Origin of the sequence: Simplicispira hankyongi, from assembly GCF_003570885.1 — a bacterium.
Taxonomy (GTDB): Bacteria; Pseudomonadota; Gammaproteobacteria; order Burkholderiales; family Burkholderiaceae_C; genus Simplicispira; species Simplicispira hankyongi.
Window position 1 is genome coordinate 100,937 of the sequence record NZ_QXJC01000001.1, and the last position, 24,909, is coordinate 125,845.

The 24,909-nt window shown below is 65.7% G+C and carries 21 protein-coding genes; 14 read left to right on the forward strand and 7 right to left on the reverse strand.

The genetic code is table 11. From position 1 onward, the window contains the following. The first annotated feature begins 19 nt into the window (after positions 1 to 19). From acnD to D3F03_RS00440, 3 genes are all read left to right on the forward strand, one after another. The gene (gene acnD / locus D3F03_RS00430) at positions 20 to 2,632 is read left to right on the forward strand and encodes a Fe/S-dependent 2-methylisocitrate dehydratase AcnD (protein ID WP_119107414.1); all 2,613 of its coding nucleotides are present in this window, start codon (positions 20 to 22) and stop codon (positions 2,630 to 2,632) included. A gap of 288 nt (positions 2,633 to 2,920) precedes the next feature. Then, positions 2,921 to 4,141, forward strand: a complete 1,221-nt coding sequence (prpF, locus tag D3F03_RS00435) for a 2-methylaconitate cis-trans isomerase PrpF (protein ID WP_119107415.1) — start codon at positions 2,921 to 2,923, stop codon at positions 4,139 to 4,141. A gap of 377 nt (positions 4,142 to 4,518) precedes the next feature. Beyond that, positions 4,519 to 5,382 carry an isocitrate lyase/PEP mutase family protein gene (locus D3F03_RS00440; protein WP_119107416.1) on the forward strand — a complete coding sequence of 288 codons (864 nt, stop codon included), beginning with the start codon at positions 4,519 to 4,521 and terminating at the stop codon, positions 5,380 to 5,382. Between the two features lie 12 nt (positions 5,383 to 5,394). Here D3F03_RS00440 and D3F03_RS00445 read toward each other — a convergent pair whose 3' ends face one another. After that, positions 5,395 to 5,886, reverse strand: a complete 492-nt coding sequence (locus D3F03_RS00445; RefSeq protein ID WP_119107417.1) for a dihydrofolate reductase — start codon at positions 5,884 to 5,886, stop codon at positions 5,395 to 5,397. Between the two features lie 13 nt (positions 5,887 to 5,899). Next, positions 5,900 to 6,718, reverse strand: coding sequence for a thymidylate synthase (locus D3F03_RS00450; protein WP_119107418.1), 819 nt, complete (start codon positions 6,716 to 6,718; stop codon positions 5,900 to 5,902). A 307-nt stretch (positions 6,719 to 7,025) separates the two neighbouring features. On the opposite strand from D3F03_RS00450, the gene D3F03_RS00455 reads away from it, so the two are divergent. Then, positions 7,026 to 8,045, forward strand: coding sequence for a carbohydrate kinase family protein (locus D3F03_RS00455; RefSeq protein WP_119107419.1), 1,020 nt, complete (start codon positions 7,026 to 7,028; stop codon positions 8,043 to 8,045). A 4-nt stretch (positions 8,046 to 8,049) separates the two neighbouring features. On the opposite strand, the gene D3F03_RS00460 is transcribed toward D3F03_RS00455, so the two are convergent. Continuing rightward, complete coding sequence (locus D3F03_RS00460) at positions 8,050 to 9,468, reverse strand: FAD-binding oxidoreductase (RefSeq protein ID WP_119107420.1); 1,419 nt, start codon at positions 9,466 to 9,468, stop codon at positions 8,050 to 8,052. A 35-nt stretch (positions 9,469 to 9,503) separates the two neighbouring features. Then, positions 9,504 to 9,947, reverse strand: coding sequence for a DUF2069 domain-containing protein (locus tag D3F03_RS00465; protein ID WP_119107421.1), 444 nt, complete (start codon positions 9,945 to 9,947; stop codon positions 9,504 to 9,506). 21 nt (positions 9,948 to 9,968) lie between these two features. Between D3F03_RS00465 and D3F03_RS00470 the strand changes: the two genes are divergently transcribed. Further along, positions 9,969 to 11,255 (forward strand): YihY family inner membrane protein, encoded by a 1,287-nt coding sequence (locus D3F03_RS00470; protein WP_119107422.1) that lies wholly within the window; start codon positions 9,969 to 9,971, stop codon positions 11,253 to 11,255. 45 nt (positions 11,256 to 11,300) lie between these two features. Here the strand turns inward: D3F03_RS00470 and hpnE are convergent, their stop codons facing one another. Both hpnE and hpnD read right to left on the reverse strand, forming a co-directional pair. Next, the gene (gene hpnE / locus D3F03_RS00475) at positions 11,301 to 12,605 is read right to left on the reverse strand and encodes a hydroxysqualene dehydroxylase HpnE (protein ID WP_119108482.1); all 1,305 of its coding nucleotides are present in this window, start codon (positions 12,603 to 12,605) and stop codon (positions 11,301 to 11,303) included. 19 nt (positions 12,606 to 12,624) lie between these two features. After that, positions 12,625 to 13,464, reverse strand: a complete 840-nt coding sequence (gene hpnD / locus D3F03_RS00480) for a presqualene diphosphate synthase HpnD (RefSeq protein WP_119107423.1) — start codon at positions 13,462 to 13,464, stop codon at positions 12,625 to 12,627. 126 nt (positions 13,465 to 13,590) lie between these two features. Between hpnD and tsaD the strand changes: the two genes are divergently transcribed. The 6 genes from tsaD (at position 13,591) to D3F03_RS00510 (ending at position 21,588) form a co-directional block, all read left to right on the forward strand. Continuing rightward, on the forward strand, positions 13,591 to 14,658 hold the full coding sequence (gene tsaD, locus D3F03_RS00485) for a tRNA (adenosine(37)-N6)-threonylcarbamoyltransferase complex transferase subunit TsaD (RefSeq protein ID WP_119107424.1): 1,068 nt from the start codon (positions 13,591 to 13,593) through the stop codon (positions 14,656 to 14,658). A 140-nt stretch (positions 14,659 to 14,798) separates the two neighbouring features. Then, on the forward strand, positions 14,799 to 16,214 hold the full coding sequence (locus tag D3F03_RS00490; RefSeq protein ID WP_119107425.1) for an efflux transporter outer membrane subunit: 1,416 nt from the start codon (positions 14,799 to 14,801) through the stop codon (positions 16,212 to 16,214). Further along, positions 16,214 to 17,542, forward strand: a complete 1,329-nt coding sequence (locus D3F03_RS00495; RefSeq protein ID WP_119107426.1) for an efflux RND transporter periplasmic adaptor subunit — start codon at positions 16,214 to 16,216, stop codon at positions 17,540 to 17,542. The genes D3F03_RS00490 and D3F03_RS00495 overlap by 1 nt, the downstream gene beginning before the upstream one ends. Beyond that, the gene (locus tag D3F03_RS00500; RefSeq protein WP_119107427.1) at positions 17,542 to 18,297 is read left to right on the forward strand and encodes an ABC transporter ATP-binding protein; all 756 of its coding nucleotides are present in this window, start codon (positions 17,542 to 17,544) and stop codon (positions 18,295 to 18,297) included. Before D3F03_RS00495 ends, D3F03_RS00500 begins: the two co-directional genes overlap by 1 nt. Beyond that, on the forward strand, positions 18,287 to 19,495 hold the full coding sequence (locus D3F03_RS00505) for an ABC transporter permease (RefSeq protein WP_119107428.1): 1,209 nt from the start codon (positions 18,287 to 18,289) through the stop codon (positions 19,493 to 19,495). The genes D3F03_RS00500 and D3F03_RS00505 overlap by 11 nt, the downstream gene beginning before the upstream one ends. A gap of 1,166 nt (positions 19,496 to 20,661) precedes the next feature. After that, positions 20,662 to 21,588: a hypothetical protein gene (locus D3F03_RS00510; RefSeq protein ID WP_119107429.1), complete on the forward strand. Its 927-nt coding sequence runs from the start codon at positions 20,662 to 20,664 to the stop codon at positions 21,586 to 21,588. A gap of 527 nt (positions 21,589 to 22,115) precedes the next feature. Here D3F03_RS00510 and D3F03_RS00515 read toward each other — a convergent pair. After that, positions 22,116 to 22,499 carry an Hsp20/alpha crystallin family protein gene (locus tag D3F03_RS00515; protein WP_119107430.1) on the reverse strand — a complete coding sequence of 128 codons (384 nt, stop codon included), beginning with the start codon at positions 22,497 to 22,499 and terminating at the stop codon, positions 22,116 to 22,118. Positions 22,500 to 22,595: 96 nt separating this feature from the next. On the opposite strand from D3F03_RS00515, the gene D3F03_RS00520 reads away from it, so the two are divergent. The 3 genes from D3F03_RS00520 to D3F03_RS00530 all read left to right on the forward strand — a co-directional run bounded on the left by D3F03_RS00520 (position 22,596) and on the right by D3F03_RS00530 (position 24,857). After that, positions 22,596 to 23,918, forward strand: coding sequence for a branched-chain amino acid ABC transporter substrate-binding protein (locus D3F03_RS00520; RefSeq protein ID WP_119107431.1), 1,323 nt, complete (start codon positions 22,596 to 22,598; stop codon positions 23,916 to 23,918). An 88-nt stretch (positions 23,919 to 24,006) separates the two neighbouring features. After that, positions 24,007 to 24,402 carry a GIY-YIG nuclease family protein gene (locus D3F03_RS00525; RefSeq protein WP_119108483.1) on the forward strand — a complete coding sequence of 132 codons (396 nt, stop codon included), beginning with the start codon at positions 24,007 to 24,009 and terminating at the stop codon, positions 24,400 to 24,402. A gap of 35 nt (positions 24,403 to 24,437) precedes the next feature. Beyond that, entirely contained in the window at positions 24,438 to 24,857 is a 420-nt protein-coding gene (locus tag D3F03_RS00530; RefSeq protein ID WP_245960448.1) for a helix-turn-helix domain-containing protein, read from the forward strand. Positions 24,858 to 24,909 lie beyond the last annotated feature (52 nt).

Here is a 24,909-nt window from a genome sequence, read left to right on the forward strand (position 1 = left end):
CACAGAACGAGCCTGCCCCATGACAAGACCCCATCAACAACCGCTGCCCGGCACGGCCTTGCAGTACTTCGACGCACGCGCGGCCGTGGACGCCCTCCAGAGCGGCGCCTGGGCGCAGTTGCCCTACACCTCGCGCGTGCACGCCGAAAACATCGTGCGCAAGGCCGACCCTGCCACCGTCACCGACAGCCTCAAGCAACTGATAGAGCGCAAGCGTGAGCGCGACTTCCCCTGGTACCCCACGCGCGTGGTCTGCCACGACATCCTGGGCCAAACGGCGCTGGTGGATTTGGCGGGCCTGCGCGACGCCATTGCGAAGGAGGGCGGCGACCCGGCGCAGGTGAACCCGGTGGTGCCGGTGCAGCTCATCGTGGACCACTCGCTGGCCGTGGAGTGCGGCGGGTTCGACCCCGATGCGTTTGAGAAGAACCGCAACATCGAAGACCGCCGGAACGTGGACCGCTTTCACTTCATCGAGTGGACGAGAAAAGCCTTTGCCAACATGCAGGTCATCCCCGCGGGGAACGGGATCATGCACCAGATCAACCTGGAAAAAATGTCGCCCGTGGTGCATGCCGTCGATGGCCTGGCTTACCCAGATACCTGCGTAGGCACCGACTCGCATACCCCGCACGTCGATGCGCTGGGCGTGATTGCCGTAGGTGTGGGGGGCTTGGAAGCCGAGAACGTGATGCTCGGCCGCCCTTCCATGATGCGGCTGCCCGAGATCATCGGCGTCGAGCTGACCGGCACGCGGCAACCTGGCATCACGGCCACCGATGTGGTGCTGGCGCTGACCGAGTTTTTGCGCCAATCCAAAGTGGTGGGCGCCTACCTGGAGTTCTACGGCGAAGGCGTGCCGGGCCTGACCATTGGCGACCGCGCCACCATCTCCAACATGGCGCCCGAATACGGCGCCACGGCCGCGCTGTTTGCCATCGACGCGCAAACGCTGGCCTACCTCACGCTCACCGGCCGCAGCGCCGAGCAGGTGCAGTTGGTGGAGACCTACGCCAAGGCCGCCGGTCTGTGGGCCGACAGCTTGGATGGCGCCGTGTACGAGCGCGTGCTGCGCTTTGATGTGTCGGCCGTGGTGCGCAACCTGGCCGGCCCGTCCAACCCGCATGCCCGCGTGGCCACGGCCGACCTGGCGGCCAAGGGCATTGCCGGCGCGTGGGCCATGCCCGAAGCAGGCGAGGGCACCCTGCCCGATGGCGCGGTGATCATCGCGGCCATTACCTCGTGCACCAACACCTCGAACCCGCGCAATGTGATCGCCGCCGGCCTGCTGGCACGCAACGCCAACCGCCTGGGCCTGGTGCGCCAGCCCTGGGTGAAATCATCGCTGGCGCCGGGCTCCAAGACCGTGGAACTGTATTTGCAGGAAGCGGGCTTGCTCACCGAGCTGGAGCAGCTCGGCTTTGGCATCGTCGGCTTTGCCTGCACCACCTGCAACGGCATGAGCGGCGCGCTGGACCCCCAGATTCAGCAGGAGATCGTGGACCGCAAGCTGTTTACCGCCGCCGTGCTCTCAGGCAACCGCAATTTCGACGGCCGCATTCACCCGTATGCCAAGCAAGCCTTCCTGGCGTCGCCGCCCTTGGTGGTGGCGTATGCGCTGGCGGGCACGGTGCGCTTTGACATCGAGAAAGACGTGCTCGGCGTGGTGAATGGGCAAGAGATTCGTCTGTGCGACATCTGGCCCAGCGATGAAGAGATCGACGCTATCGTGCGCAGTGCGGTCAAGCCCGACATGTTCCGTGCCGTGTACGGGCCCATGTTTGCCATCCGCAAGGACAACGGCGAAACCGTAAGCCCGCAATACGCCTGGCGCCCGCAGTCCACCTATATTCGCTGTCCGCCGTACTGGGACACCGAGGGCATTGGCGCACTGGCCGCGAACCCGCGCACGCTGGCCAACATGCGGCCGCTGGCCCTCCTGCCCGACAACATCACCACCGACCACCTGTCGCCCTCGAACGCCATTTTGCGCAGCAGCGCTGCGGGCGAATACCTGCACGCCATGGGCTTGCCCGAGGAAGACTTCAATTCCTACGCCACGCACCGCGGCGACCACCTCACCGCCATGCGCGCCACCTTCGCCAACCCCACGCTGAAAAACGAAATGGTGCGCGACGAGGAGGGCCACGTGCAGGCCGGTTCGCTGGCCCGCGTCGAGCCCGAAGGCCAGGTCATGCGCATGTGGGAGGCCATCGAAACCTACCTGGCGCGCCGCCAGCCGCTCATCATCGTGGCCGGCGCCGACTACGGCCAAGGCTCGTCCCGCGACTGGGCCGCCAAGGGCGTTCGGCTGGCGGGCGTCGAAGCCATTGCGGCCGAGAGCTTCGAGCGCATCCACCGCACCAACCTGATCGGCATGGGCGTGCTGCCGCTCGAATTTCTGCCCGGCACCACGCGCCTCACGCTGGCGCTCGACGGCACCGAAACCTACGCCGTGCAGGGCGAGTTGCAGCCCGGCGCGCAGGTCACGCTGGTCGTCACGCGCAAGAATGGCGACATGCTGCACGTGCCCATGACCTGCCGCCTGGACACGGCCGATGAAGTGGCGGTGTACGAAGCGGGCGGCGTGCTGCAGCGCTTTGCACAAGACTTTCTGGCGCGGAAACCATGAGCCAAACGGTGCTGCCTGGCCCGCTGCTGCCCTGTGCCCAGGGATTGGCAGCACATGCGGCGCAGGCATTGGGGTCAGACCACGATTTCGCGCAGCGAAACTCGTGTTCTGACCCCGATCCCGGACCATGGCACGCAGCCTCATTGACCGCGACATCCCGGCCCAGCCTCTGCCCGCAAAGTGCCCAGACATGAAATTGAGTCAAATCGGCCTCTAGCGCTTATCCCATAAGCGCAAGCAGCTATCAAATCAATACAACACCTCTTCGCCTGCCCAAAGCTCTCGCCCATGACCACCTTCGCCCCCCAAATCAAAATCCCAGCCACCTATCTGCGCGGCGGCACCAGCAAGGGCGTGTTCTTTCGCCTGCAAGACCTGCCGGAGCCCGCCCAGCAACCCGGCCCGGCGCGCGATGCCCTGCTGCTGCGCGTGCTCGGCAGCCCCGACCCGTATGGCAAGCAGATCGACGGCCTCGGCAACGCCTCGTCCAGCACCAGCAAGGCCGTCATCCTCAGCAAGAGCACCCGTGCCGACTACGATGTGGATTACCTGTTTGGCCAGGTCGCCATTGACAAGCCCTTTGTGGACTGGAGCGGCAACTGCGGCAACCTCTCCGCCGCCGTCGGCCCCTGCGCCATCCACATGGGGCTGATTGATGCCGCGCGCATTGCGAAAAACGGCGTGACCACCGTTCGCATCTGGCAAGCCAACATCGGCAAAACCATCGTCGCCCACGTGCCGATGACCGAGGGCCAGGTGCAGGAGACGGGCGACTTCGCGCTCGATGGCGTCACTTTCCCGGCCGCCGAAGTGGCGCTGGAATTCATGGACCCAGCGGACGAGGGCGGCGGCGAGGGCTGCGGCGCGATGTTCCCGACGGGCGCATTGGTGGACGTGCTCGATGTGCCCGGCGTGGGCCGCTTCCCCGCCACGCTCATCAACGCCGGCATCCCCACCATTTTCCTGAACGCCCACGACCTGGGCTACACCGGCACCGAGCTGCAAGCCGCCATCAACGGCGACCCGCAGGCGCTCGCCCGGTTCGAGGCCATTCGCGCGCAGGGCGCCTTGCGCATGGGGCTGATCGAAAACCTGGGCGAAGCCGCCACGCGCCAGCACACGCCCAAGGTTGCTTTTGTCGCCCCGCCGGCCGACTACACGGCGTCCAGCGGCAACCCCGTCAAGGCCGGCGACATCGATCTGCTGGTGCGTGCCCTCTCCATGGGCCAACTGCACCACGCCATGATGGGCACCGCCGCCGTTGCCATTGGTGTCGCTGCCGCCATCCCCGGCACGCTGGTCAACCTGGCGGCTGGCGGTGAGGGCGGTAAGGATGGCGTACCACGCCAGTCCGTGCGTTTCGGCCACCCCTCGGGCACGCTGCGCGTGGGCGCCGAAGCCGCACAGGCGGGCGGCCAGTGGCAAGTCACCAAGGCGCTGATGAGCCGCAGCGCGCGGATTTTGATGGAGGGTTGGGTGCGGGTACCAGGGAATGTGGTGGAGGTTTAACGAAAAACCCAACAGCCCCCACAGGGCAAGTGGCGTTTCGCTCGCCTGCACAGCACGGGCAAATCGCTCGAATCAGCGGGCGGTATGCGGCGCAGATCCCGCCGCGCGCCTGTGGCGACCAGCAGTCCACCCACTTGCTCAAACATTCATATTTGATAGCTATCAGCGCATATCCAGTAAGCGCTAGGGAGCCTCTGCACGAATCGTCGCGCCGTGTGCATCTGCGGCCTCGGGCGATCTGCAGCGTTGCAAATCCTCGCGATAGCTACGGCTATCGCTGCGGTTTGCGCCTTGCAGCTCATCCCGGGCCGCAGCGCCCGCTTGCCACGCGATTCGTGCAGAGGCTCCCTAGAGCCCATTTTTCTTAAGGTAATGACATGAACACCAAACAACAACTCAAGGCCCTTGTCAACGCACGCCGGGGCATGCTGGTGCCCGGCGCATTCAACGCGCTCTCGGCCAAGGTCATTGAAGACCTTGGGTTCGAGGCGATCTATGTGACCGGCGCCGGCGTCACCAACATGTGGTTCGGCCTGCCGGACCAGGGCTTCATGGGCCTGCATGAAATTGCCGAGCACACGGCGCGCATTCGCGATGCCGTCAGTCTGCCGCTGATCGTCGACGCCGATACCGGCTTTGGCAACGCGCTGAACGTGCGCCACACCGTGCGCGTGCTCGAGCGCGCCGGGGCCGACTGCATCCAGTTCGAAGACCAGGTGGCGCCCAAGCGCTGCGGGCACTTTGCCGGCAAGGAGGTGATTTCGACCGAAGAGGCCGTGGCCAAAATCAAGGCGGCGGTGGATGCGCGCCAAGACAGCAACCTGCTGATTCTGGCGCGCACCGATGCCTGCGCGGTGCAGGGGTTCGAAGCCGCCGTCGAGCGCGCGCAGAAATTCAGCGAGGCGGGGGCGGACATTCTGTTTGTCGAGGCCGTTACCACGGCCGAGCACATTCGCACGCTGCCGCAGCGCCTTGAAAAGCCGCAACTCATGAACATGGTGATTGGCGGCAAGACACCCATCGTCGGTGCCGAGGAACTTGCGCAGATGGGCTACGGCATCGTGCTCTACGCCAACGCCGCGCTGCAGGGCGCCGTGATGGGCATGCAAAAGGCACTCACCGTGCTGCGCGATGAGCGCTCGGTGCGCGAAGACTCGGGCTTGGTGGCGCCGTTTGCCGAGCGCCAGCGGCTGGTGGGAAAGCCGGCGCTGGATGCGCTGGAGAAGCGCTACGCGGTTTGAGGCTAGGGCGCTTTAGCGCCTCGCCCGCTCATACCGCACAAAGCTCAGCGGCGTGCCGTCTTGCGCCTGTAGGCGCTCGCGGTGCTGCTCGACCCATTCCGGGCCGAGTTCGGGCGCGTAGGCGTCGCCGGCGTATTCGCGCTCGATCTCGGTGACTTCAACGGCATGGGCCAGCGGCAGGGCCAGCGCGTAGATCTGCGCGCCGCCAATCACCCACACGGTGTCAGAGGACTCGCATAGTTGCAGCGCCTCACCCAAGCTGGATGTGCGCTGGGCGCCATTTTCATGCCAATTTTCCTGGCGCGTGACGACGATGTTGCGCCGGCCCGGCAGCGGGCGAAAGCGCGTGGGCAGCGAATCCCAGGTCTTGCGGCCCATGACCACCGGGCAGCCGCTGGTCAGGCGCTTGAAGTGCGCCAGGTCTTCCGGCAGGTGCCAGGGCATTTGCCCGTCTTTGCCGATCACGCCGTTGGCGGCGCGGGCGTAAATGAGGTTGACTTGCATGCTATGCGGCCATCTAGACCGCCACCGGCGCCTTGATGGCGGGGTGGTGTTCGTAGTTCAGCATTTCGAAATCTTCGAACGCGTAATCAAACAGTGTGGCGGGCCGGCGTTTGATATGCAGTTGCGGCAGCGCATACGGCGTGCGCGCGAGCTGGGTGCGCACTTGCTCTTCGTGGTTGCTGTAGATGTGGCAGTCGCCGCCGGTCCAGATGAAGTCGCCCACATCCAGGTCGCATTGCTGGGCCACCATGTGCGTGAGCAGGGCGTAGCTGGCGATGTTGAAGGGCACGCCCAAAAAGATGTCGGCGCTGCGCTGGTAGAGCTGGCACGAGAGCTGGCCGCGGCCGCCCGGTTCGGTCGCGGGCGCCACGTAGAACTGGAAGAAGGCGTGGCAGGGCATGAGAGCCATCTTGTGCAGCTCCGCCACGTTCCAGCTGCTGACGATGATGCGGCGCGAATCGGGGTTGGTCTTGAGCGTCTGGATGACCTCGCTGATCTGGTCGATATGGCCGCCGTCCGGCGTGGGCCAACTGCGCCATTGCACGCCATAGACCGGGCCCAGCTCACCGTCTTCGCCCGCCCATTCGTTCCAGATGGTCACGCCGCGCTCGGTCAGCCAGTGGTTGTTGCTGGAGCCGGTGAGGAACCACAGCAGTTCCAGGATCACGGATTTGAGGTGCACCTTTTTGGTGGTCACCAGCGGGAAGCCTTCGCGCAGATCGAAGCGCATCTGGTAGCCGAACACGCTTTTCGTGCCGGTGCCGGTCCGGTCGGATTTGTGCACGCCGTGCGTGAACACATGGCGCATGAGGTCTTCGTACTGGGATGGCATGGCTGACTTTAGGGCTGGCGCAAAGGGCGGGTGAAGAGGAAAGCGCCTTCGTTTGGGCGCGGCCGCAATTGTGGCAGCGGGTTGACAGGGCAAATTCTAGGGGCGATGGGCGATGGGCGATGGGTGCTTCGCTCACAGCGCCAGGGCATTCCTCCTGGAGGACCGCAATCAGACAGGCCGTCCATGAAAGATTTGCGGGGGCTGGCCGAGCAATGTCTGTTCCTGCGATAGGGTGTCTGGGCCCACAATCCTTCCCGCCGTCGGTCGTAGCCAGCCAACGTTTTGACTCTTTCGCCGCTCGTTCACCATGCCCGTTCCACTCTCTATTCAGATCGCCGTTGCTGGTGAAGCCCTGATCGATCTCATCCAGACCCCTGGCGGCAGCTACCTGCCGTGTCCCGGTGGCGCGCCGTACAACCTGTGCCGCGCGTTGGCGCGCCAAGGCGTGGGCACGCTGTACCTCAACCCGCTCTCGCGCGACCACTGGGGGCGCGAGCTTGCCGCCACGATGGAGGGCGATGGCGTGCAGTTGGCGCGTCCGGATCCCGTGCAGGAAGTGACTTCGCTGGCGGTGGTCAACCTCACGCCGCAGGGGCAACCGGATTACGCGTTTTACCGGGAAGGCGTGGCCGACCGGATGGTGGATGCTGCCGGCCTCACGCAGGCCTGTGCGCAGCACGCTGGCTTGCGCTTGGTGTGTACCGGTGCGCTGGCGCTGGACGCACGCGACGCCGGCGTCTACCTGCCCTGGCTGCGCGGCCAGCGCGCCGCGGGGCGCTGCGTGGTGGTGGATGCCAATCTGCGCCCGTCCGTGATGCCGGATCTGCCCGCCTACCAGGCGCATGTGCGCGCCGTGCTGGCGCAGGCCGATGTCATCAAGGTCAGCGATGAAGACCTGGAGCATCTGGCCATGCCCGGCGCGAGTCCCCTGGAGCGGGCGCGCCACCTGATGGACAGGGCGCTGCACACCCATTGGCTGGTATTGACACTGGGCGGCGCCGGCGCCTGGCTGCTGCACCGTGAGGGTGGGGCGTACTTTGCCAGGGAAGCCCAGCCGCTGGCGGTGGTCGACACCGTGGGCGCGGGCGATAGTTTTCTGGCGGGGTTGCTGGCGCATCTGCTGCACCAGGCGCAGGCGGCGTCTGGTGCCAGCTTGGGCGCGTTCCTTGCCGGCTTGGCGGGCGAGCCTTGCCGGCAGGCCTTGCGCCACGCCCTGGCCAGTGCCAGCCTGTGTGTGCAGCAGCAGGGCTGTGTGCCGCCCGGCTGGCAGGCAGCGCAGGACTGGGCGAATGCGCACCCAGCCCAGATGTCCACAAGCGCCGGCTGACGCATTAGAGTTTCAAGACACGCCCCGGATTCATCAGGTTCTGCGGGTCCAGCGCCTGCTTGACCTGCCGCATCATGGCCAGCGCCACGGGCGACTGGTATTGGCTGAGGGTATCGACCTTGAGCGCGCCCACGCCGTGCTCGGCGGAGAACGAGCCACCAAACTGCGCCACGGCGGCATAGACCAGGTCGTTGACGTCGCCCTCGCGCTCGCGCAGAAAGGCGGCGGCGTCGCACCCCTCGGGCGCCTGCACGTTGTAGTGCAGGTTGCCATCGCCCAGGTGGCCGAAGTTGACCAGGCGCACGCCGGGAATCTCGCGCGCCAGGCGTGCGTCGGTGTCGTTGACAAAAGCGGGGATACGCGAGATCGGCACCGAGATGTCGTGCTTGATGTTCAGGCCTTCTTGCGCCTGCGCCAGGGGAATGCTCTCGCGGATGTGCCACAGCTGTTGCGCTTGGGCGATGCTTTCTGCCACCACGGCGTCGAGCACGCAGTCGGCTTCGAACGCGGATTCCAGCAAGGCCTCGAAGCGTGCGCGGGCGTGTTCCTCGGATTCGCTGTCGGAATTTTCCAGCAGCACGCCGTACTGCGCCGCTTCCTGCTCCAGAAATGGCACGCGCAACTGCGGCATGTGCTTGTCCACCAGCGAGAGGGCAAAGCGGCCCATCACCTCAAAGCCCGTCAGGTCGGCGCCCAGGCTGCGCTGCGCCAGCGAGAGCAGGGCCACGGCCTGCTCCATCGAGGGCACCGCCGCCCAGGCCGTCAGGCGTGCGGCGGGGCGGGGGAAGAGCTTGAGCGTGGCGGCGGTGATGACGCCCAGCGTGCCTTCGCTGCCGATCATCAGGTTGCGCAGGTCGTAGCCGGTGTTGTCCTTGCGCAGACCCTTGAGGCCGTTCCAGACCTCGCCCTGCGGCGTGACCACTTCAAGCCCCAGGCACAGCTCGCGCGTGTTGCCGTAGCGCAGCACCTGCGTGCCGCCGGCGTTGGTGCCCAGGTTGCCGCCAATGGTGCAACTGCCCTCGGCGGCGAGCGAGAGCGGGAACAGCAGCCCGGCCGCTTCGGCGGCGGCCTGGACGTTTTGCAGCACGCAGCCGGCTTCCACCGTCATGGTGAGGTTGGCCTGGTCGGTGTCCCGCACGGCGTTCATGCGCGTGAGACTGAGCACCACTTCGCGGCCCGAGGTGTCGGGCGTGGAGCCGACCGACAGGCTGGTGTTGCCGCCCTGCGGCACCATGGGCACGCCAAAGGCCGCGCAGGCGCGCACCACGCCCGCGACCTCGTCGGTGTTGGCAGGGCGCACCACGGCCAGGGCCTTGCCGTGCAGGCGGCCGCGCCAATCGCGCTCGTAGGCGCTCAGGTCGCCTTCGGTCAAGACATGCGCCGGCCCGACCAGGCTGCGCAGGGTGGCTAGAAAATCGGACATGGAAATAGGGAAATGGAGGCCCGGAGGCTCGGGGGTTACAAGGTGGCAGGCGCGGCGGCGGCCAGCGGCGCGGGTTTGCGCAGGCGCAGGCGGATGTGCGCGGTACAGGCGGTGAACAGCACGGTGCACAGCGCCACTTCGGCCCATGCCAGCCAGTTGCTCGGCGGCTGGTCGCTCCAGCCGCGCACGATGCCTTCGGTGAAATACAGCCAGACCATCAGGCTGACCCAGCGGTAGGTGTACATGCGGTTCTTCAAAAAACCGGCCAGCGGTACGCACAGCGGCAGCGCCTTGAGCGCCAGCCACGAGCCGCCGGGCCGCAGGGGGGCGAGCCACAGCTCCCAGGCCAGGCTCAGCACAATCAACGCCAGCAGGCTGGCGACCGCCACGCTGCGGGCACGCCGCACGGCGGCGGGGGCAGCATTGGGCTGGTAGGGTGGGGGGACGGGCGAGAGGTTGGATCGGTCGGGCACGGGCATCGCGATGGCATCATACCGGCCATGGAATTCCCTCATGGCCGGCCCGAGCACACAGCGCAGGCGCTGCTGCACGATCTCTCGCACTTTCCTTGGAAGGTCACGGCACAGACGCTGCGCGAGCGCTTCCGGGAAGACCGGCTGGGGCTTACCGCCAGCAGCCTGACTTTCACCACCATCCTGGCGCTGGTGCCTTTCTTTACCGTGGCGCTGGCGGTGTTCAGCGCCTTTCCGATGTTCAGCCGCGTGCAGGAGGTGCTGCAGCGCTGGCTGCTGCAGAGCCTGGTGCCCAACTCGATCTCGCGCCCGGTGCTGGACTACCTGAACCAGTTTGCCGCCAAGGCCAGCCAGCTCGGTCTGGTGGGTTTCAGTGCCCTGATCGTCACGGCGCTGGCGCTGATGCTCACCGTGGACCGCACCTTCAACAACATCTGGCGCGTGCGCCGCCTGCGGCCACTGGGCCAGCGGGTACTGATCTATTGGGCGGCCCTCACCTTTGTGCCGCTGCTGCTGGGCACCAGCCTGGCGCTCACGTCGTATGCCATCTCGGCCTCGCGCGGCTTGGTGGAGACGCTGCCCAACGGCGTGTCGCTGCTCATCCATTCACTGCAGTTCATCGTGCTGGCAGGCGGCATGGCGAGTCTCTACCACTCGATACCCAACACACCGGTGCGCTGGCGCCATGCCTGGGCCGGCGGCATTTTCGTCTCGGTGGGCATCGAGCTGGCCAAGAAAGGCCTGGCGCTGTACCTGGCGCGCATGCCCACCTACTCAGCGGTGTACGGCACCTTTGCCACGTTGCCGATTTTGCTGATCTGGATTTACATCGCCTGGGTCATCGTGCTGCTGGGCGCGGTGGTGGCGGCCTACCTGCCCAGCCTGATGGCCGGGGTGGCGCGCCGCTCAGGGCACCAGGGCTGGAGCTTCGAGCTGGCCATTGAGCTGCTGCAGCACCTGCACCGCGCGCGCATCGGCCACGGGCGCGGTTTGCGGGCCACGGCGCTGGCGCGGCAGATGCGGGTGGACGCCTTGCAACTGGCGCCGGCGCTCGAAGCCCTGCTGGCGCTGGATTGGGTTGCGCGCATTGAAGAAAACGCGGACCGCCGACGCGATGAACCGCGCCTGGTGCTGCTCGCAGACCCGGCCACCACGCCGCTGGCGCCTCTGGTGCAGCGTCTGCTGCTGGAGCGCGGCCCGCATGTGGAACCTCTGTGGCAGGGCGCGCGGTTGGATCGCCTGCGCCTGGCCGATGTGCTGGACGCGTCGGGCGCTGCACCAGAGGCAGGCGCAGACGCAGCCATGGAAATATGAATGAAATATGGCTCCAACGCTTATATGGAAAGCGTTTGCAGCTAGTTATTCGATAGCGCCCTGTAGATGTGCTGCAGCCGCCTGCCCGCTGCGCACCGCGCCTTCGAGCGTGGCCGGATACGGCCCGTCAACGTAGTCGCCGCAGGCCCACAGGCCGGGCGCGATGTACGCGGCCGGGCGTGCCAGGCCAGGCGTACAGGCAAAGGTGGCGCGGCGCTCCACCACGGTTTGCACGCACTGGAGGCCCGGCAGGTTTAGCTCGCGCTCGGCCTGCGCCAGCACCTGTGCCTCGGTTTGCGCGCGTTCGGTGCGGCTCGCGCTGACCACGAAGGCCAGCAGGCCGGCCGGGCCGCCCAGTTGCCCACGGTCGAACACGAACTGCGCGGGTGCTGAGCGCAGCGCCAGCATGGGCCGCGCCAGCACGCTGCCGCTGGCGGGCGCTGCGGCCTGGGCGTACACCGTGGCAATGGATTCAAAGCGTAGCGCTTGCGCGCTCGCCGCCCAATCGCACAGCGCCACGGCATCGGCCAGCGGTGCATCCTGGGCGCATTGGGCCACCAGGCGCGCGGCCTCGGTGCTGGGCGCGGCCAGCAGCACCGCGTCGAAAGGCGAGCCGTCCACGCTCCAGCCGCGCGCCGTTGCCGTGAGCGCCTGTACCCGCGCGCCGGTGCGCACGATGGCGCCGCGCGAGCGCAGCCAGCGCTCGGCCGCGTCGGGCAGCAGCGCGCTCAGATCTTTGCGCGGCAGCAGCAGGTTGGAACCGCCGGGGCCGCCCAACAGGCTGTCGCGCAGGATGCGCAGGAACACCTGGCCGCTGGCTTCTTCTGCCGGCGTGTTCAGTGCTGCGACGCACAGCGGTTCGATGAATTCGCCCAACAGTCGGGGCGGCAGGCCCTCGCACAGCGCGGCCACAGACACTTCGGGCGCGCAGGCAAAGCGCCGCCGCTGCCAGGTCTGGGCGCGCCCCAGCATCGCCAGGCGCTCGCGCCAGCTCCAGCCGCGGGCCCGCGCAATGCCCAGCAGGGCGTCCCAGGGGGGCGCGATGTCGGGCCACTGCAGGCCGCTGCCGTCTGCAAAACGCAGCGCCAGCGGCAGGCGCACGAAGGCATCGCGCGGGTCAATGCCCACGGTGTCCATCAGGCGCAGGCAATCGGTGTAGGCGCCAATCAGAATGTGCTGGCCGTTGTCGAGGAGCAGCGGGGCGCCATCGGCGCCTGGCAGTGCGACCCTGCGCGCCCGCCCACCCAGGCTGCGCGCGGCCTCCAGCAGCGTCACGTCGTGCCCGGCTTCGGCGGCGGCCACGGCGGCGGCCAACCCCGCCCAGCCGCCCCCGACCACGGCGATCCGCATGCGCATACCGGCCACGCGGCTACATCCGCCCGAGCGCCTGCATCTTCCAGGCGAGCCAGAACTTGCGCAGCGGCGTGAGCGCCACGCGCTGGTTCAGCACCTGGAAGTTGTCGCGTTCGATTTCAGTCAGCAGCGTGCGGTAGATGCTGGCCATCATCAGGCCGGGTTTTTGCGCGCGCCGGTCTTCGGCAGGCAGCAGGACAAGGGCTTCGTCGTAGAGGCGGTGAGCGCGTTCGGATTGGAAGCGCATCAGGGCGACAAAACGCTCGGAGGTCTTGCGCTCCAGAATTTCACTGGCTTTCACATCGAACTGCTGCAGCTCGTTGACCGGCAGGTAGATGCGCCCGCGCATTGCGTCCTCGCCCACGTCGCGCAGGATGTTGGTCAGTTGCAGGGCCTGGCCCAGCTTGTGCGCGTAGTCGGTGGTGGCCGCTTGCGTCTGCCCGAAGATGCGCGCAGCCACCTCGCCGACCACGCCGGCCACCAGGTGGCAGTAGCGCTGCAGGCCGGGGTAGTCGAGGTAACGGTTCTGGTTCAGGTCCATCTCGCAGCCCTCGATCACGGCCAGCAGCGGCGCTGCCTCGATGCCGAACGTTTGCAGGTGCGGCATGAGCGCCTGGGTGACCGGGTGTGTGGCCTTGCCGGCGAAGGTTTGCGTCAGCTCGCTGCGCCACCAGGCGAGCTTGGTGTAAGCAACGTTGGTGTCGGTGACTTCGTCGACAACATCGTCTATTTCGCGGCAAAACGCATAAAAAGCGGTAATGGCCTGGCGCCGCTGCTCGGGCATGAACAGGAAGGCGTAATAGAAACTGCTGCCCGAAGCCGCGGCTTTTTCTTGTACGTACTGCTGCGGATTCATATGCCTGCGATTCTCCCATGCTGTAGGGTGCCTGCCCGGCAGAAGCATCGTGGGCTGCGGGCGATTCCCGCTTGCAACGCCTTCTGCCGCGCAGGGTCCCTGCGCCTACACTCGGGCAGAACTGCTATGCATCTGAACTCCCTTCTTGTCCTTGGTATCGAGTCGTCCTGCGACGAAACCGGTGTCGCGCTGGTGCGCACGCAGGGTGGCGCGCGCGTGCCCCGCTTGCTGGCGCACGCCCTGCACAGCCAGATCGAGATGCACCAGGCCTACGGCGGCGTGGTGCCCGAACTGGCCAGCCGCGACCATATCCGCCGCGTATTGCCGCTGACCGAAGCGGTGCTGTACGAGAGTGGCTGCACCCTGCCCGAGGTGGACGTGGTGGCTTTCACCCGCGGCCCGGGCCTGGCGGGCGCCTTGCTGGTGGGTGCCGGCGTGGCCTGCGCGCTGGGTTCGGCGCTGGAGGTGCCGGTGCTGGGTGTGCACCATCTGGAAGGGCATTTGCTCTCGCCCTTTCTCAGCGCGGACCCGCCCGAGTTTCCGTTTGTCGCCTTGCTGGTGTCTGGCGGTCATACGCAACTGATGCGCGTCGATGGCGTGGGGCAGTACGCGTTGCTGGGTGAAACCATTGACGATGCGGCTGGCGAAGCCTTTGACAAATCGGCCAAGCTCATGGGCCTGGGCTACCCTGGCGGACCGGCGCTTTCGCGCCTGGCAGAGCAGGGCAGTGCGGTGGCTTTCAAGTTGCCGCGCCCGCTGCTGCACAGCGGCAACCTGGATTTTTCGTTTGCCGGCCTCAAGACGGCCGTGATGACGCAGGCCAAAAAACTGGGCGACGACCTGCCCGCGCGCAAGGCCGATCTGGCCGCCAGCACCGAGGCGGCCATTGTCGAGGTGTTGGTGAAGAAATCGTTGGCGGCGCTGGCGCAAACGGGTTTGCAGCGCCTGGTGGTCGCTGGCGGCGTGGGCGCCAACCGCCACCTGCGCGAGCAGCTCAATGCCGCCTGCGCCGCGCGCCGTGTGCGCGTGCACTACCCGGAACTGCATCTGTGCACCGACAACGGCGCCATGATCGCGCTGGCGGCTGCCATGCGTTTGCAGGCGGGTTGCGAAGCGCCGAACCGCGAGTACGCGTTTGATGTGAAGCCCCGGTGGCCACTCGATTCGTTGGTTCGCGCGCAGCCTGGCACCTGAGCAGCCATCTTTACAAAGACTTTGTCTGGACTTTGCCGCTGTGACAAGGCATGCCCAGACAATGGCGGAGTACCAAAGCGGTGCGCACCTTCCTCCAAAAATCCATGCTTTATTCCTGTTCGACTCACGGTAGGCGCCGCATGGCTCTGGCAGTGGCCGCCAGCGCCGCGCTGTTGTCCGGGTGCGCCGCCCCGACAGGAAGTACCGCCGACACCCCCGCGTGGGCGACGCCTGCAAAGTGGGCGGGTGCGCCAGTGGGCAACGCTGCCACGTCGCTTGGGCAGTGGTGGGGGCGCTTTGACGACCCTGTGCTCAGCAGCTTGGTGGGGCAGGCGCTGGCCAGCAACGCCACCCTGCGCCAGACCGAGGCAGCGCTGCGCCAGGCGCGGGCCGTGAGCGATGTGCAGGCTGCCGGCCTGCTGCCGTCGGTGGGTGCGTCTGGCTCGGCGCAGCGCAGTCGCACCGCAGGCGCCACCGCCAACCGTTTTGCCGCAGGGTTCGATGCGAGCTGGGAGCCTGACCTGTTTGGCGCGCAGAGCAGTGCCGTGGCGGCAAGCGAGGCCGACGTGGCCGTTGCAAAGGCCAACCTTGGCGATGCCCAGGTGTCGCTGGCTGCGGAGGTGGCAGCCAACTACATTGCGCTGCGTGGCCTGCAGGAGCGCCTGGCCATTGCACGCAGCAACCTCGCCAGCCAGCAGGAGACCCTGCAGATCAGCAACTGGCGCCTGCAGGCCGGGCTGATCACCTCGCTCGATACCGAACAGGCCCGTGCGGCCGCCGAACAGACGGCCGCGCAAGTGCCGGCGCTTGAGAGCAGCCTGGCGCAGACGCGCCATGCGCTTGCCGTGCTGACGGGCCAGCCGCCCGCAGCGCTGGATGCGGCGTTGGCGGACGCTGCCCCCGTCCCGCAGGCGCCAGCCGACCTGGCCTTGGCCATTCCTGCACAAACCCTGCGCCAGCGCGCCGACGTGCGGGCAGCCGAGGCGCGCATCAGTGCGGCTTTGGCCCGCGTGTCGCAGGCCGATGCGGCCCGCTACCCCAGCCTGCGCATCAGCGGCAATCTGGGCCTGAGTGCGGCGACGCTGGGGGCGCTGACGGGCGGCGCCAGTGTGGCCAATGCGCTGCTGGCCAGCATTTCTGTGCCGCTGTTTGACGGCGGCGCCGCGCGCGCCCAGGTTCGGGTGCAGGAAGCTGCACTGGAGCAGGCGCGCATTGGCTATGAAGCGACCGTGCTGACGGCGCTGCAGGACGTGGAGGACGCCCTGGTCGCCCTGCAAGGCGACCGCGAGCGCCTGGCGCACCTGCAGGCCGCTGCCAGTGCCGCCGCCAATGCCGACCTTCTGGCACACCAGCGCTACCAGAGCGGGCTGATCGATTTCCCCACCGTGCTCGATACCCAGCGCACCCTGCTTTCCGCCCAGGACGGCGTCGCCAGTACACAGGTCAGCCTCGCGAACGACCATGTGCGTCTCTACAAGGCGCTGGGCGGCGGCTGGGCACCCGAAGGCGATGGCAATGCCACCGCCATGATTCCCACCAAGAACACGCGCCCATGATGACAACCCGTCCACCAGCGACACCGTCCGCCAACACCCCGCCCACCGATCTGCAGTCCTTGCTGGGCGACGACCACCCGCCGCGCTGGTGGCAGCGCTCTTCCTTGTGGATAGGGCTCGCTGCCCTGCTGCTGGCCGCTGGCGGTGTGTATTACTGGCAGGTACAAAACCAGGAAAAATCCGCCCCCGCCTATGTGACGACACCGATCACCAGGGGCAATATCACCCTCACGGTGTCGGCCAACGGCACGCTGCAGCCGACCCGCTCGGTGAACATCGGCAGTGAACTCTCCGGCACCATCAAACGGGTGCTGGTGGATGTGAACGACAGGGTCAAGGCAGGGCAGGTGCTGGTGGAACTCGATGCCTCCAAGTTCAGCGACCAGGTGACGCGCTCGCGTGCCGCACTGGCCGCTTCGCAGGCCGCGCAGGCGCAAAGTGTGGCCACGACCCAGGAGGCGCGGGCCGCCCTGGCGCGTTTTGAGGAAGTCGCGAAACTCTCGGGCGGCAAGGTGCCGTCGGCCACTGAACTCGATAGCGCGCGCGCTGCCCTGGACCGTGCCGTGGCCGCAGAAGACAGCGCCCGGGCCAATGTGGTGGTGGCGCGTGCCACGCTGTCGACCGATGAAACCAATCTGTCCAAGGCGTCGATCCGCTCGCCCATCGACGGTGTGGTGCTCAGCCGATCGGTCGAGCCGGGCAATGCCGTGGCGGCTTCCTTGCAGGCTGTGACCTTGTTCTCGGTCGCCGAGAACCTGGCGCAACTTGAGCTCGATGCCAATGTGGATGAGGCCGATGTCGGCGCGGTGGCGGTCGGCCAAAAGGCCAGTTTCACCGTCAGCGCCTACCCGACGCGGCGCTTTCCAGCCACCATCGAACGCGTTGCCTTTGGCTCGACCACCACCAACAATGTGGTGACCTACGTGACGACGCTGAAGGTGGACAACTCCGACCTCGCCCTGCGCCCCGGCATGACGGCGGTCGCCACCATCGTGGCCACCGAGCGCAAGGATGTGCTGCTGGTGCCCAACACCGCGCTGCGCTTTTCGCCCGTGGGCAGTGCGCCCGCCAAGGGCGGCAGTGCGCAGAGCGGCGGCATTCTCTCCAAGATGATGCCGCGCCCCCCCAGGAGCGGGGTCAAGACGGCGCGGCCCGACGGCAACACCCCGGGCACACGCCAGATCTGGCTGCTCAAGGATGGCCAGCCGGAGGCCTTGTCGGTCACCACGGGCATCAGCGACGGTCGCGTGACAGAGGTCAGCGGCGAGGGGCTGGAGCCCGGTCTGCCCGTCATTACCGATCAGCGCAGCAGCGGGGCCGGGGCGTGATGCCAGCCGATGCCCCGCTGATCCGCCTGCGCGGCATTACCAAGGTGTACGGCACGGGTGACACCGCGTTCCAGGCGCTCAAGGGGGTGGATCTGGATATTGCGCGCGGCGACTTCGTGGCCATCATGGGCCCGAGCGGTTCGGGCAAGTCCACCGCCATGAACACCCTGGGGTGCCTGGATACCCCTACCACGGGCACCTACGAGTTTCAGGGCGTGCAGGTGCAATCGCTCAGCCGCGACGAGCGCGCCCGGCTGCGCCGGCGCTATCTGGGCTTTGTCTTCCAGGGCTTCAATTTGCTGGCACGTACCTCGGCGCTGGAAAACGTCGAGCTCCCCCTGATCTACCGCGGCGAGCCCGCAGCCAAGCGCCATGCGATGGCGACGCGTGCGCTCGAAGCCGTGGGGCTCAAGGGCTGGGAGCACCACTCGCCGGGCGAACTCTCGGGTGGGCAGCAGCAGCGCGTGGCGATTGCCCGCGCCATCGTCACCGAGCCGGCCGTGCTGCTGGCCGACGAGCCCACCGGCAACTTGGACACCGCGCGCAGCAAAGAGATCATGGGGCTGCTCTGGCACCTCAATGCCGACCTGGGCATCACCGTGATCATGGTGACGCACGAGAGCGACATGGCCGCCTATGCGCGGCGCATCGTGCGCTTTGTCGATGGGGTGGTGGAGAGCGACGAGCGCAATCCGGCGCCGGTCGGGCTGCAGGCGGCTGCACCCGCACCCACGGAGATCGCCCATGTGGCTTAACACCCTGCTGCTGGCGCTGCGTTCGATTCGGCGCAACCTGATGCGCTCTTTCCTGACGGTGCTCGGCATCGTGATCGGTGTCAGCGCCGTCATCACCATGGTCACCGTGGGCAATGGCGCCACGTTGGCGGTGCAGAACCAGATTTCGGGTTTGGGCACCAACCTGCTCCAGGTGCGGCCCGGCCAGCGCATGGGCCCTGGCAGCGGCGGTGCGAGCGCACCGGCCTTCAAGGACACCGACGCCGAGGCCATTGCCAGCCAGATCGGCGGTGTGGCCGCTGCGGCGCCCGAATCGCGCGCCAGCGGCACGCTGGTAGCCAACGGCCGCAACTGGACCAGCTCGATTACCGGCAGCACCAACGACTGGCTCACCATCGGCAACTGGACGCTGGCCAGCGGCCGTTTGTTTACCGAAGCAGAACTGCGCGCCGGTGCCGCCGTGTGCCTGATCGGCGAAACCGTGCGGCGCGAGCTCTTTGGCAACGGTGCGGCAGTCGGTGCGCCATTGCGCGTGAAGCAGATCAGCTGCGAAGTGGTGGGCGTGCTCGCGTCCAAAGGCCAGGGCGCCTTCGGCAACGACCAGGACGACATGGTCTTCATGCCGCTCAAAACGCTGCAACGGCGCATCACCGGCAACACCCAGGTCAACACGCTGCTGGTGTCCATGCAGGACGGCAGCGACGCGTCGCGGGTGAAAGCAAGCCTGACGCAGTTGCTGCGCGAGCGCCGCAAGCTTGCTGATACCGACGAAGACAATTTCAACGTGCTCGATACCAAGCAACTGGCCGACACGCTCTCGGGCACCACCAAAATCATGACCACGCTGCTGGGCGCAGTGGCCGCCGTGAGCCTGTTGGTGGGCGGCATCGGCATCATGAACATCATGCTGGTGAGCGTCACCGAGCGCACCCGTGAGATCGGCCTGCGCCTGGCCATTGGCGCGCTGGAGCGTGAGGTGCTGCTGCAGTTCCTGATCGAGGCCGTGGTGCTCGCAGCGCTGGGAGGGTTGGTCGGCATCGTGCTGGCGGCGCTGGCCTCGGTGGTGCTCTCCGGGGCCATGGAAATTCCTTTCCTGTTCAACCCGGTGGTGAACATCGCCTCGTTCGTTTTTTCGGCCGCCATCGGCGTGCTGTTTGGTTATTTTCCAGCGCGGCGCGCGGCGCGCATGGACCCGATTGATGCCCTGCGGCATGAGTGAGCGCTAGCGCGAGCAGCGCAGGGACAGCGGGGATTGGGAGCGAGGCCACCTTTCGGGCCATCGCCGCGCTCGGCCACGGCGTTGGCAGCCAGAGCGGCGCAGGCATTGGGGTCGGATCACGATTTCGCGCAGCGAAACTCGTGCTCAGACCCCAATCCCGGAACAAAGGGTGCGGCCTCATTCACCGCAGCACCCTGGCCGGGCCTCGCTCCGCAAAGAACCCGTAGCAGGGAAAAATATAGAGAAAATGGACTCTAGCGCTTGATGGGTATGCGCTGATAGCTATCAAGTTTGATTTGAATGGGGTTGAATAGGGCGCTGCGGGAATGTTTGCGCCTTGGGGTCCATCTGCAGTTTCCACCGCAACGTCGTTGGGCTGTTCACGACCAGGAGCTGCCAGGCTATGCAACGGTTGAATTCAGCAGTTGCCGAAGCCGGTCCGCTGGATTGGCGGCGTGCCTTCGCCAAGGGCGGGTGCCGGGATGTGCGCCCGGCGGCGCAGTATCTTTCTCTTGCGTCGCCAAGAGAAAGACACCAAAGAGAAGGCGACCCCGCTGTCCGTGACCCCTTCGGGGCAACCTGCGGTGCGCGCTTCAGGCGGGGTCCGCGCAAACTCGCTTCACTGCGTTGCGCTCAAACAGCGCGCGGCCCTGATCCGCCTGAAGCTGTGCTCCTCGGCACGGCCAGAGGGGAAGGGGAGCCGGGCAGCCCTTCGGGCCATCGCTGCGCTCGGCCCTGGGCGTCGGGATGAGCGGGGCGCAGGCAGTGGCGCCGGATTTAGCGCAGCGCAGGCATTGGGGTCGGATCACGATTTCGCGCAGCGAAACTCGTGCTCAGACCCCAATCCCGGAATGCTGGGCGCAGCGCGGGTTTTTTGCCAATTCATGCTTGCGGCAGTGCATTACCGTTGAGATGACGAGCGGCTGTTGTCGATCAATACCGGTCGTTGAGCCCCTGTTCTGAATGGTCCCTTCACCCTCTGAACCGGCAACTTGACTGCGCAACTCACCGCGCCCCGCCGACTCGAACGGGAACTTTGGGTAATGCGCCCGCAGTGACACCTCTTTCACTAAAGCGCAAACCATATAGGCACCTTACCAACAAACTCACCATCCCAGCCTGCTGCGCTAAGATGTTGTAACAAAATTTTTGAGGGAGTTGGTGAGATGGCGGAGACGAAAACGACATCTGATCACGCTACGTTTTGGTTGTATGGGATGTCTGCAGGGCTGGCGGCTTACTGCTACTACGCGATGACAGAGACGAAGGTGTACGTGCTGCCAGCACTCATCCTCATCGCCGCCCTAGCGATGCTCCTGCCGCCTTCCCGCAAGCGGTTAAAAATCAACCTCAGCCTGAAGCCAAGCATCGCCCTTGCAGTTGCCTTGTTCCTTGGCATTGCGCTCTCCGCGGGCGTCCAAAAAGCGAAAAGGGAAGAAGCCGCACAGCTGAAAATGCAACAGGATTCAGCGGCAAGGATCGCGAAGCAGAGGTCCGACCGAGCAGCCGATTACGCTGCAAACAAAACCAAAATCATCGCGGAGGTCGAGCAGCAGCTTGCGAACAACCAGTCCCGCGAAGCATTTGCGACCATCAGCAAGTTCATGACTGTGACCAAAGACCCCGACCTCGGCAGGTTGCAGCACCGGGCATCGGTACAGGTGATGCGTCTGGATTTAGAGCAAAACGAAGCTGGTTTGCCACCAGAACGGCTCAAGGCGATCTACAGCACGCTAATTCAGGAGGAGCCGGGCGGCAGGGAACGCTACCAAGCCAAACTGAAAGCTGTTGAAGATGAGCTGGAAGTTCAGCGCAAAATTCAAGAAGCTAGTGCTCAGAGGGCGGCAATGGAAGCCAAGCTTAAGGGCCAATTCTCAGGATACGACGGATCGCACCGGAATGTTGAGGCTGCTATCAAGGCTCGACTGAAAGACCCCAGTAGCTATGAGCATGTGGAAACACGCTACGTCGTGAACACAAACTCAATAACTGTGTATACGACGTATCGTGCGCGCAATAGCTTCAATGCGCTCGTTCCGGGAAGCGCGATTGCAACTGTCGATGCCGATGGAAATGTATTGAGCATCAACTAAGTAAGCCTGCCCCCACCGGATTGCCAACCCCAGTTTCCGCGCCAATGCCCTCGGCACCGAAGGACGGCTACCGCTGCACAACCGACATTGGGTTGCACAACCCGTGCGTTACTTCAGGGGCGAGATCACTCACTCAAGATCATCGCTCGCCTGTCGCGAGAAGCCCTCTCAAAGGGCAAAAATTCTTGGTTGTCAGGATTTTCTCTTCCGAACAAAGGCAAGCGTGCCAATGAGCACGAACAGCGCCGCGCCCAAAATTCCGGGATTGGGGTCTGAGCACGAGTTTCGCTGCGCTGCATCGTGATCCGACCCCAATGCCTGCGCCGAAGCACATCCAGGTCTTGCGCTTGGCGCAAGCATGCCGCCAAAAATGCAACCACGACCCCCGTACACACCTCATGCGTCAGAGGTAGAAGAAATCAAGTAAAAATGGCCTACAGCGCAATCAGGACATGCGCTAGTAGCTATCAAAGTTGAATAAAAATGGGTGGCCTCGGCCACCCATTTTTGATTGAGCTTGAAACGGCTTAGCCGATGGTGAGCTGGGTGGCCCGGCTCTCGGGCTGCAGCTTGGCAAGCACCAGGGTCAGCACGCCGTTTTCCAGTTTGGCGGTGCTGGCGGGGGCATCGATTTCGGTGGGCAGCTCCCAGCTGCGCTGCACCTGGCGCGGGGCGCCTTCCACGCTGCGCAGGTGCACCTGGGCGCCGTCAATGGTGATGCTGAGCTGCTCGCGTGAGAGGCCCGGCACGTCGAGTTGTACGGTCACGGCCTTGTCGTCCTGCTGGACCTGAACGGGCGTTTCGGCAGGGCTGCCCTGGGCGGCGGCAAGCAAGAAACGTTGCAGTGCAGCATCGCTGGCGCGTGGGGCGTGGATGAAGCTGGCGCGGCGCAAGCTGGGGGCGAAAATCATAGGGTTTACTCCATTTACACTGCGCGGCTCCCGGTGTGTTCGCCGCATACCGAAGGAGATACGCACAGTCACGGCGAATTCAAGAAGGATTCCTGGATGAATAAATTTCGCAGCGCGCGCTTGAAATTGGGCGCTTTGGCCCTTGGTCTGGCTTCTCTGTTGGGCCTCGGCGGTGGCATGGCCCACGCCCAGGATGCCCCGGTGAGTGCCGTCAGTACGGCTACGGTGCCCATCAAACTGGCGCTGATCGAAAGTCTCTCCGGGCCGTTTGCCAACACGGGCGAGGCGGTGTTTCGCAACCTGCTGTGGGCGACCGAGCGTGTCAACGCCCACGGTGGCGTGGTGCTGCCAGCCGCTGCAGGCGGTGCGCGGCCGCTGCAGATTACCCGCTACGACAGCAAGGGCCAGAACGAAGAGGCGCTGTCGGCCCTGCGCGCCGCCATTGACGATGGGGCGCGCGTGGTGATGCAGGGCAATTCGTCTGCTACAGCGGCGGCGTTGATTGACGCCATCAACAAGCACAACGAGCGCGAGCCGGGCAAGCGCGTGCTGTTTCTGAACTACGCGGCGGTGGACCCCATCCTGACCAACGAGAAGTGCAGCTTCTGGCATTTCCGCTTCGACGCCCATGCCGACATGCGCATGGCGGCGCTGATGGAGGTGCTGCGGGGCGACAAGGCGCTCAAGAGCGTCTACCTGATCGGCCAGGATTACAGCTTTGGCCAGGCCGTGCTGCGCGAAGCGCGTCGCCAGCTTGCGCTGCAGCGGCCGGACGTGGCGATCGTGGGCGACGAGTTGCACCCCGTGGGCCGCGTGAAGGACTTTGCCCCTTATGCGGTCAAGATCAAGAACAGCGGCGCGCAGGCCGTCATCACCGGCAACTGGGGCAATGACCTGACCCTGCTGGTCAAGGCGGCACGCGAAGTGGGCTACGCCGGCAGCTTCTACACCTTCTACGGCAACGCACTGGGCGCCCCAGCCGCCATTGGCGATGCGGGTATCGGCAAAGTGGTGGCCGTGGCCGACTGGATGCCCAATGTCCCCGATGCGCAGAGCGCGGCGTTCTACAAATCTTTCCGTGAGCGCTTTCCCAAGCCCCAGGACGACTATGTGCACATGCGCATGCAACTGATGATCGAGGCGCTGACCAAGGCCATGGAGGGCGCGGGCAGCGTGGATGCCGTCGCCGTGGCCAGGCAGTTGGAGGGCGTGAAGGTCAGCCTGGCAGGGCGCGGCGGCAGCATGCGCGCAGCCGACCACCAGTTCCAGCAGCCGCTGGTGGTGGGCGTGATGGACAAGCAGGGCACACCCGGCGTGCCGTTCGATGTGGAAGGCTCGGGCTATGGGTTCCGGGTGGTGCGCGATATTCCTGCGGCGCAGGCCGAGCAGCCCACGAGTTGCAAGATGCAGCGGTTTTAAGAGTATATTTTTACCCGGGTATATTGCGATTTAAATATTGTCCGGGTAAAATTAAGGTGTGACGCCCTCGCTGCCTACCCATCCCCCCGTGCCAACGGCCCCGCGCGACAACGCGGGCCATGCCGCTTCGACAGCGCGCCGTGCGCTGGTGCGCCAGTACAAGGAGTCGCGCCTGCCCGCGGGCGTCTTCACCCTCACCAACCAGTCCAATGGACGGGTCTATGTGGGTGGCAGCCTCAACCTCGATGGCGCGATGAACCGCATGCGCTTCGAGCTGAACCTGCGCTCCCACCGCAACAAGCCTTTGCAGCACGATTGGATCGCGTACGGGGCGGACTGCTTCGGCTTTGCCGTGGTGGACCGCATCAAGGAGCGGGATGATCCGCTGTTCGACTACCGGGCCGAACTCGACGGCATGCTGGAACTGTGGCGGGAAGAAATTCCCTGCCATGGTGATAGCGGCTACAACGGAGCAGCGCCATGAGCGGGCCGGCGCCAGATGCACTAGGGTTTTGTCTGTTGCTCAGCCGTGCCTGTGCGCGCCTTGAGCTGTCGATGGCGGACAGGCTGGGTGACTTCCATGGATTGGATTTCGCTGATTTCACCCTCCTGCATAGGCTGGCGAGCGCGCCAGATGGTCGCGTCGCCATGGTGGATCTTGCGCAGGCGCTTGGCATGAGGCTGTCGTCGCTGACGCGGAAACTGGTGCAGTTGGAGAAAGTGGGCCTGGCGCAGCGAGACAGCGCTTTGAGCGGAGACGGCCTTCGCTGCGCAAGTCTGCGGCCCGTCGGAAAACGTCTGGTGCAGGAGGCAGAAGTCACGGTCCGTGCCATGTGCGCGCAAGCGCTGGGGCCGGCCACGCTCGCCCATCTGCCTGAGATGGCGCTTGCGCTGGCGGCCCTGTGCCAGGACAAAGCCCGGGAATGCGCCGACTGTTGATACGCAGGCGACACGCATAGCGCAAGCCCATTCGTACGTTACCGAGAATCGT

Excerpts from the sequence above, each read along its gene's own strand:
- acnD (WP_119107414.1), top strand. The coding sequence starts at position 20 with ATGACAAGACCCCATCAACAACCGCTGCCCGGCACGGCCTTGCAGTAC.
- prpF (WP_119107415.1), top strand. The coding sequence starts at position 2,921 with ATGACCACCTTCGCCCCCCAAATCAAAATCCCAGCCACCTATCTGCGC.
- D3F03_RS00440 (WP_119107416.1), top strand. The coding sequence starts at position 4,519 with ATGAACACCAAACAACAACTCAAGGCCCTTGTCAACGCACGCCGGGGC.
- D3F03_RS00445 (WP_119107417.1), bottom strand. The coding sequence starts at position 5,886 with ATGCAAGTCAACCTCATTTACGCCCGCGCCGCCAACGGCGTGATCGGC.
- D3F03_RS00450 (WP_119107418.1), bottom strand. The coding sequence starts at position 6,718 with ATGCCATCCCAGTACGAAGACCTCATGCGCCATGTGTTCACGCACGGC.
- D3F03_RS00455 (WP_119107419.1), top strand. The coding sequence starts at position 7,026 with ATGCCCGTTCCACTCTCTATTCAGATCGCCGTTGCTGGTGAAGCCCTG.
- D3F03_RS00460 (WP_119107420.1), bottom strand. The coding sequence starts at position 9,468 with ATGTCCGATTTTCTAGCCACCCTGCGCAGCCTGGTCGGGCCGGCGCAT.
- D3F03_RS00465 (WP_119107421.1), bottom strand. The coding sequence starts at position 9,947 with ATGCCCGTGCCCGACCGATCCAACCTCTCGCCCGTCCCCCCACCCTAC.
- D3F03_RS00470 (WP_119107422.1), top strand. The coding sequence starts at position 9,969 with ATGGAATTCCCTCATGGCCGGCCCGAGCACACAGCGCAGGCGCTGCTG.
- hpnE (WP_119108482.1), bottom strand. The coding sequence starts at position 12,605 with ATGCGGATCGCCGTGGTCGGGGGCGGCTGGGCGGGGTTGGCCGCCGCC.
- hpnD (WP_119107423.1), bottom strand. The coding sequence starts at position 13,464 with ATGAATCCGCAGCAGTACGTACAAGAAAAAGCCGCGGCTTCGGGCAGC.
- tsaD (WP_119107424.1), top strand. The coding sequence starts at position 13,591 with ATGCATCTGAACTCCCTTCTTGTCCTTGGTATCGAGTCGTCCTGCGAC.
- D3F03_RS00490 (WP_119107425.1), top strand. The coding sequence starts at position 14,799 with ATGGCTCTGGCAGTGGCCGCCAGCGCCGCGCTGTTGTCCGGGTGCGCC.
- D3F03_RS00495 (WP_119107426.1), top strand. The coding sequence starts at position 16,214 with ATGACAACCCGTCCACCAGCGACACCGTCCGCCAACACCCCGCCCACC.
- D3F03_RS00500 (WP_119107427.1), top strand. The coding sequence starts at position 17,542 with ATGCCAGCCGATGCCCCGCTGATCCGCCTGCGCGGCATTACCAAGGTG.
- D3F03_RS00505 (WP_119107428.1), top strand. The coding sequence starts at position 18,287 with ATGTGGCTTAACACCCTGCTGCTGGCGCTGCGTTCGATTCGGCGCAAC.
- D3F03_RS00510 (WP_119107429.1), top strand. The coding sequence starts at position 20,662 with ATGGCGGAGACGAAAACGACATCTGATCACGCTACGTTTTGGTTGTAT.
- D3F03_RS00515 (WP_119107430.1), bottom strand. The coding sequence starts at position 22,499 with ATGATTTTCGCCCCCAGCTTGCGCCGCGCCAGCTTCATCCACGCCCCA.
- D3F03_RS00520 (WP_119107431.1), top strand. The coding sequence starts at position 22,596 with ATGAATAAATTTCGCAGCGCGCGCTTGAAATTGGGCGCTTTGGCCCTT.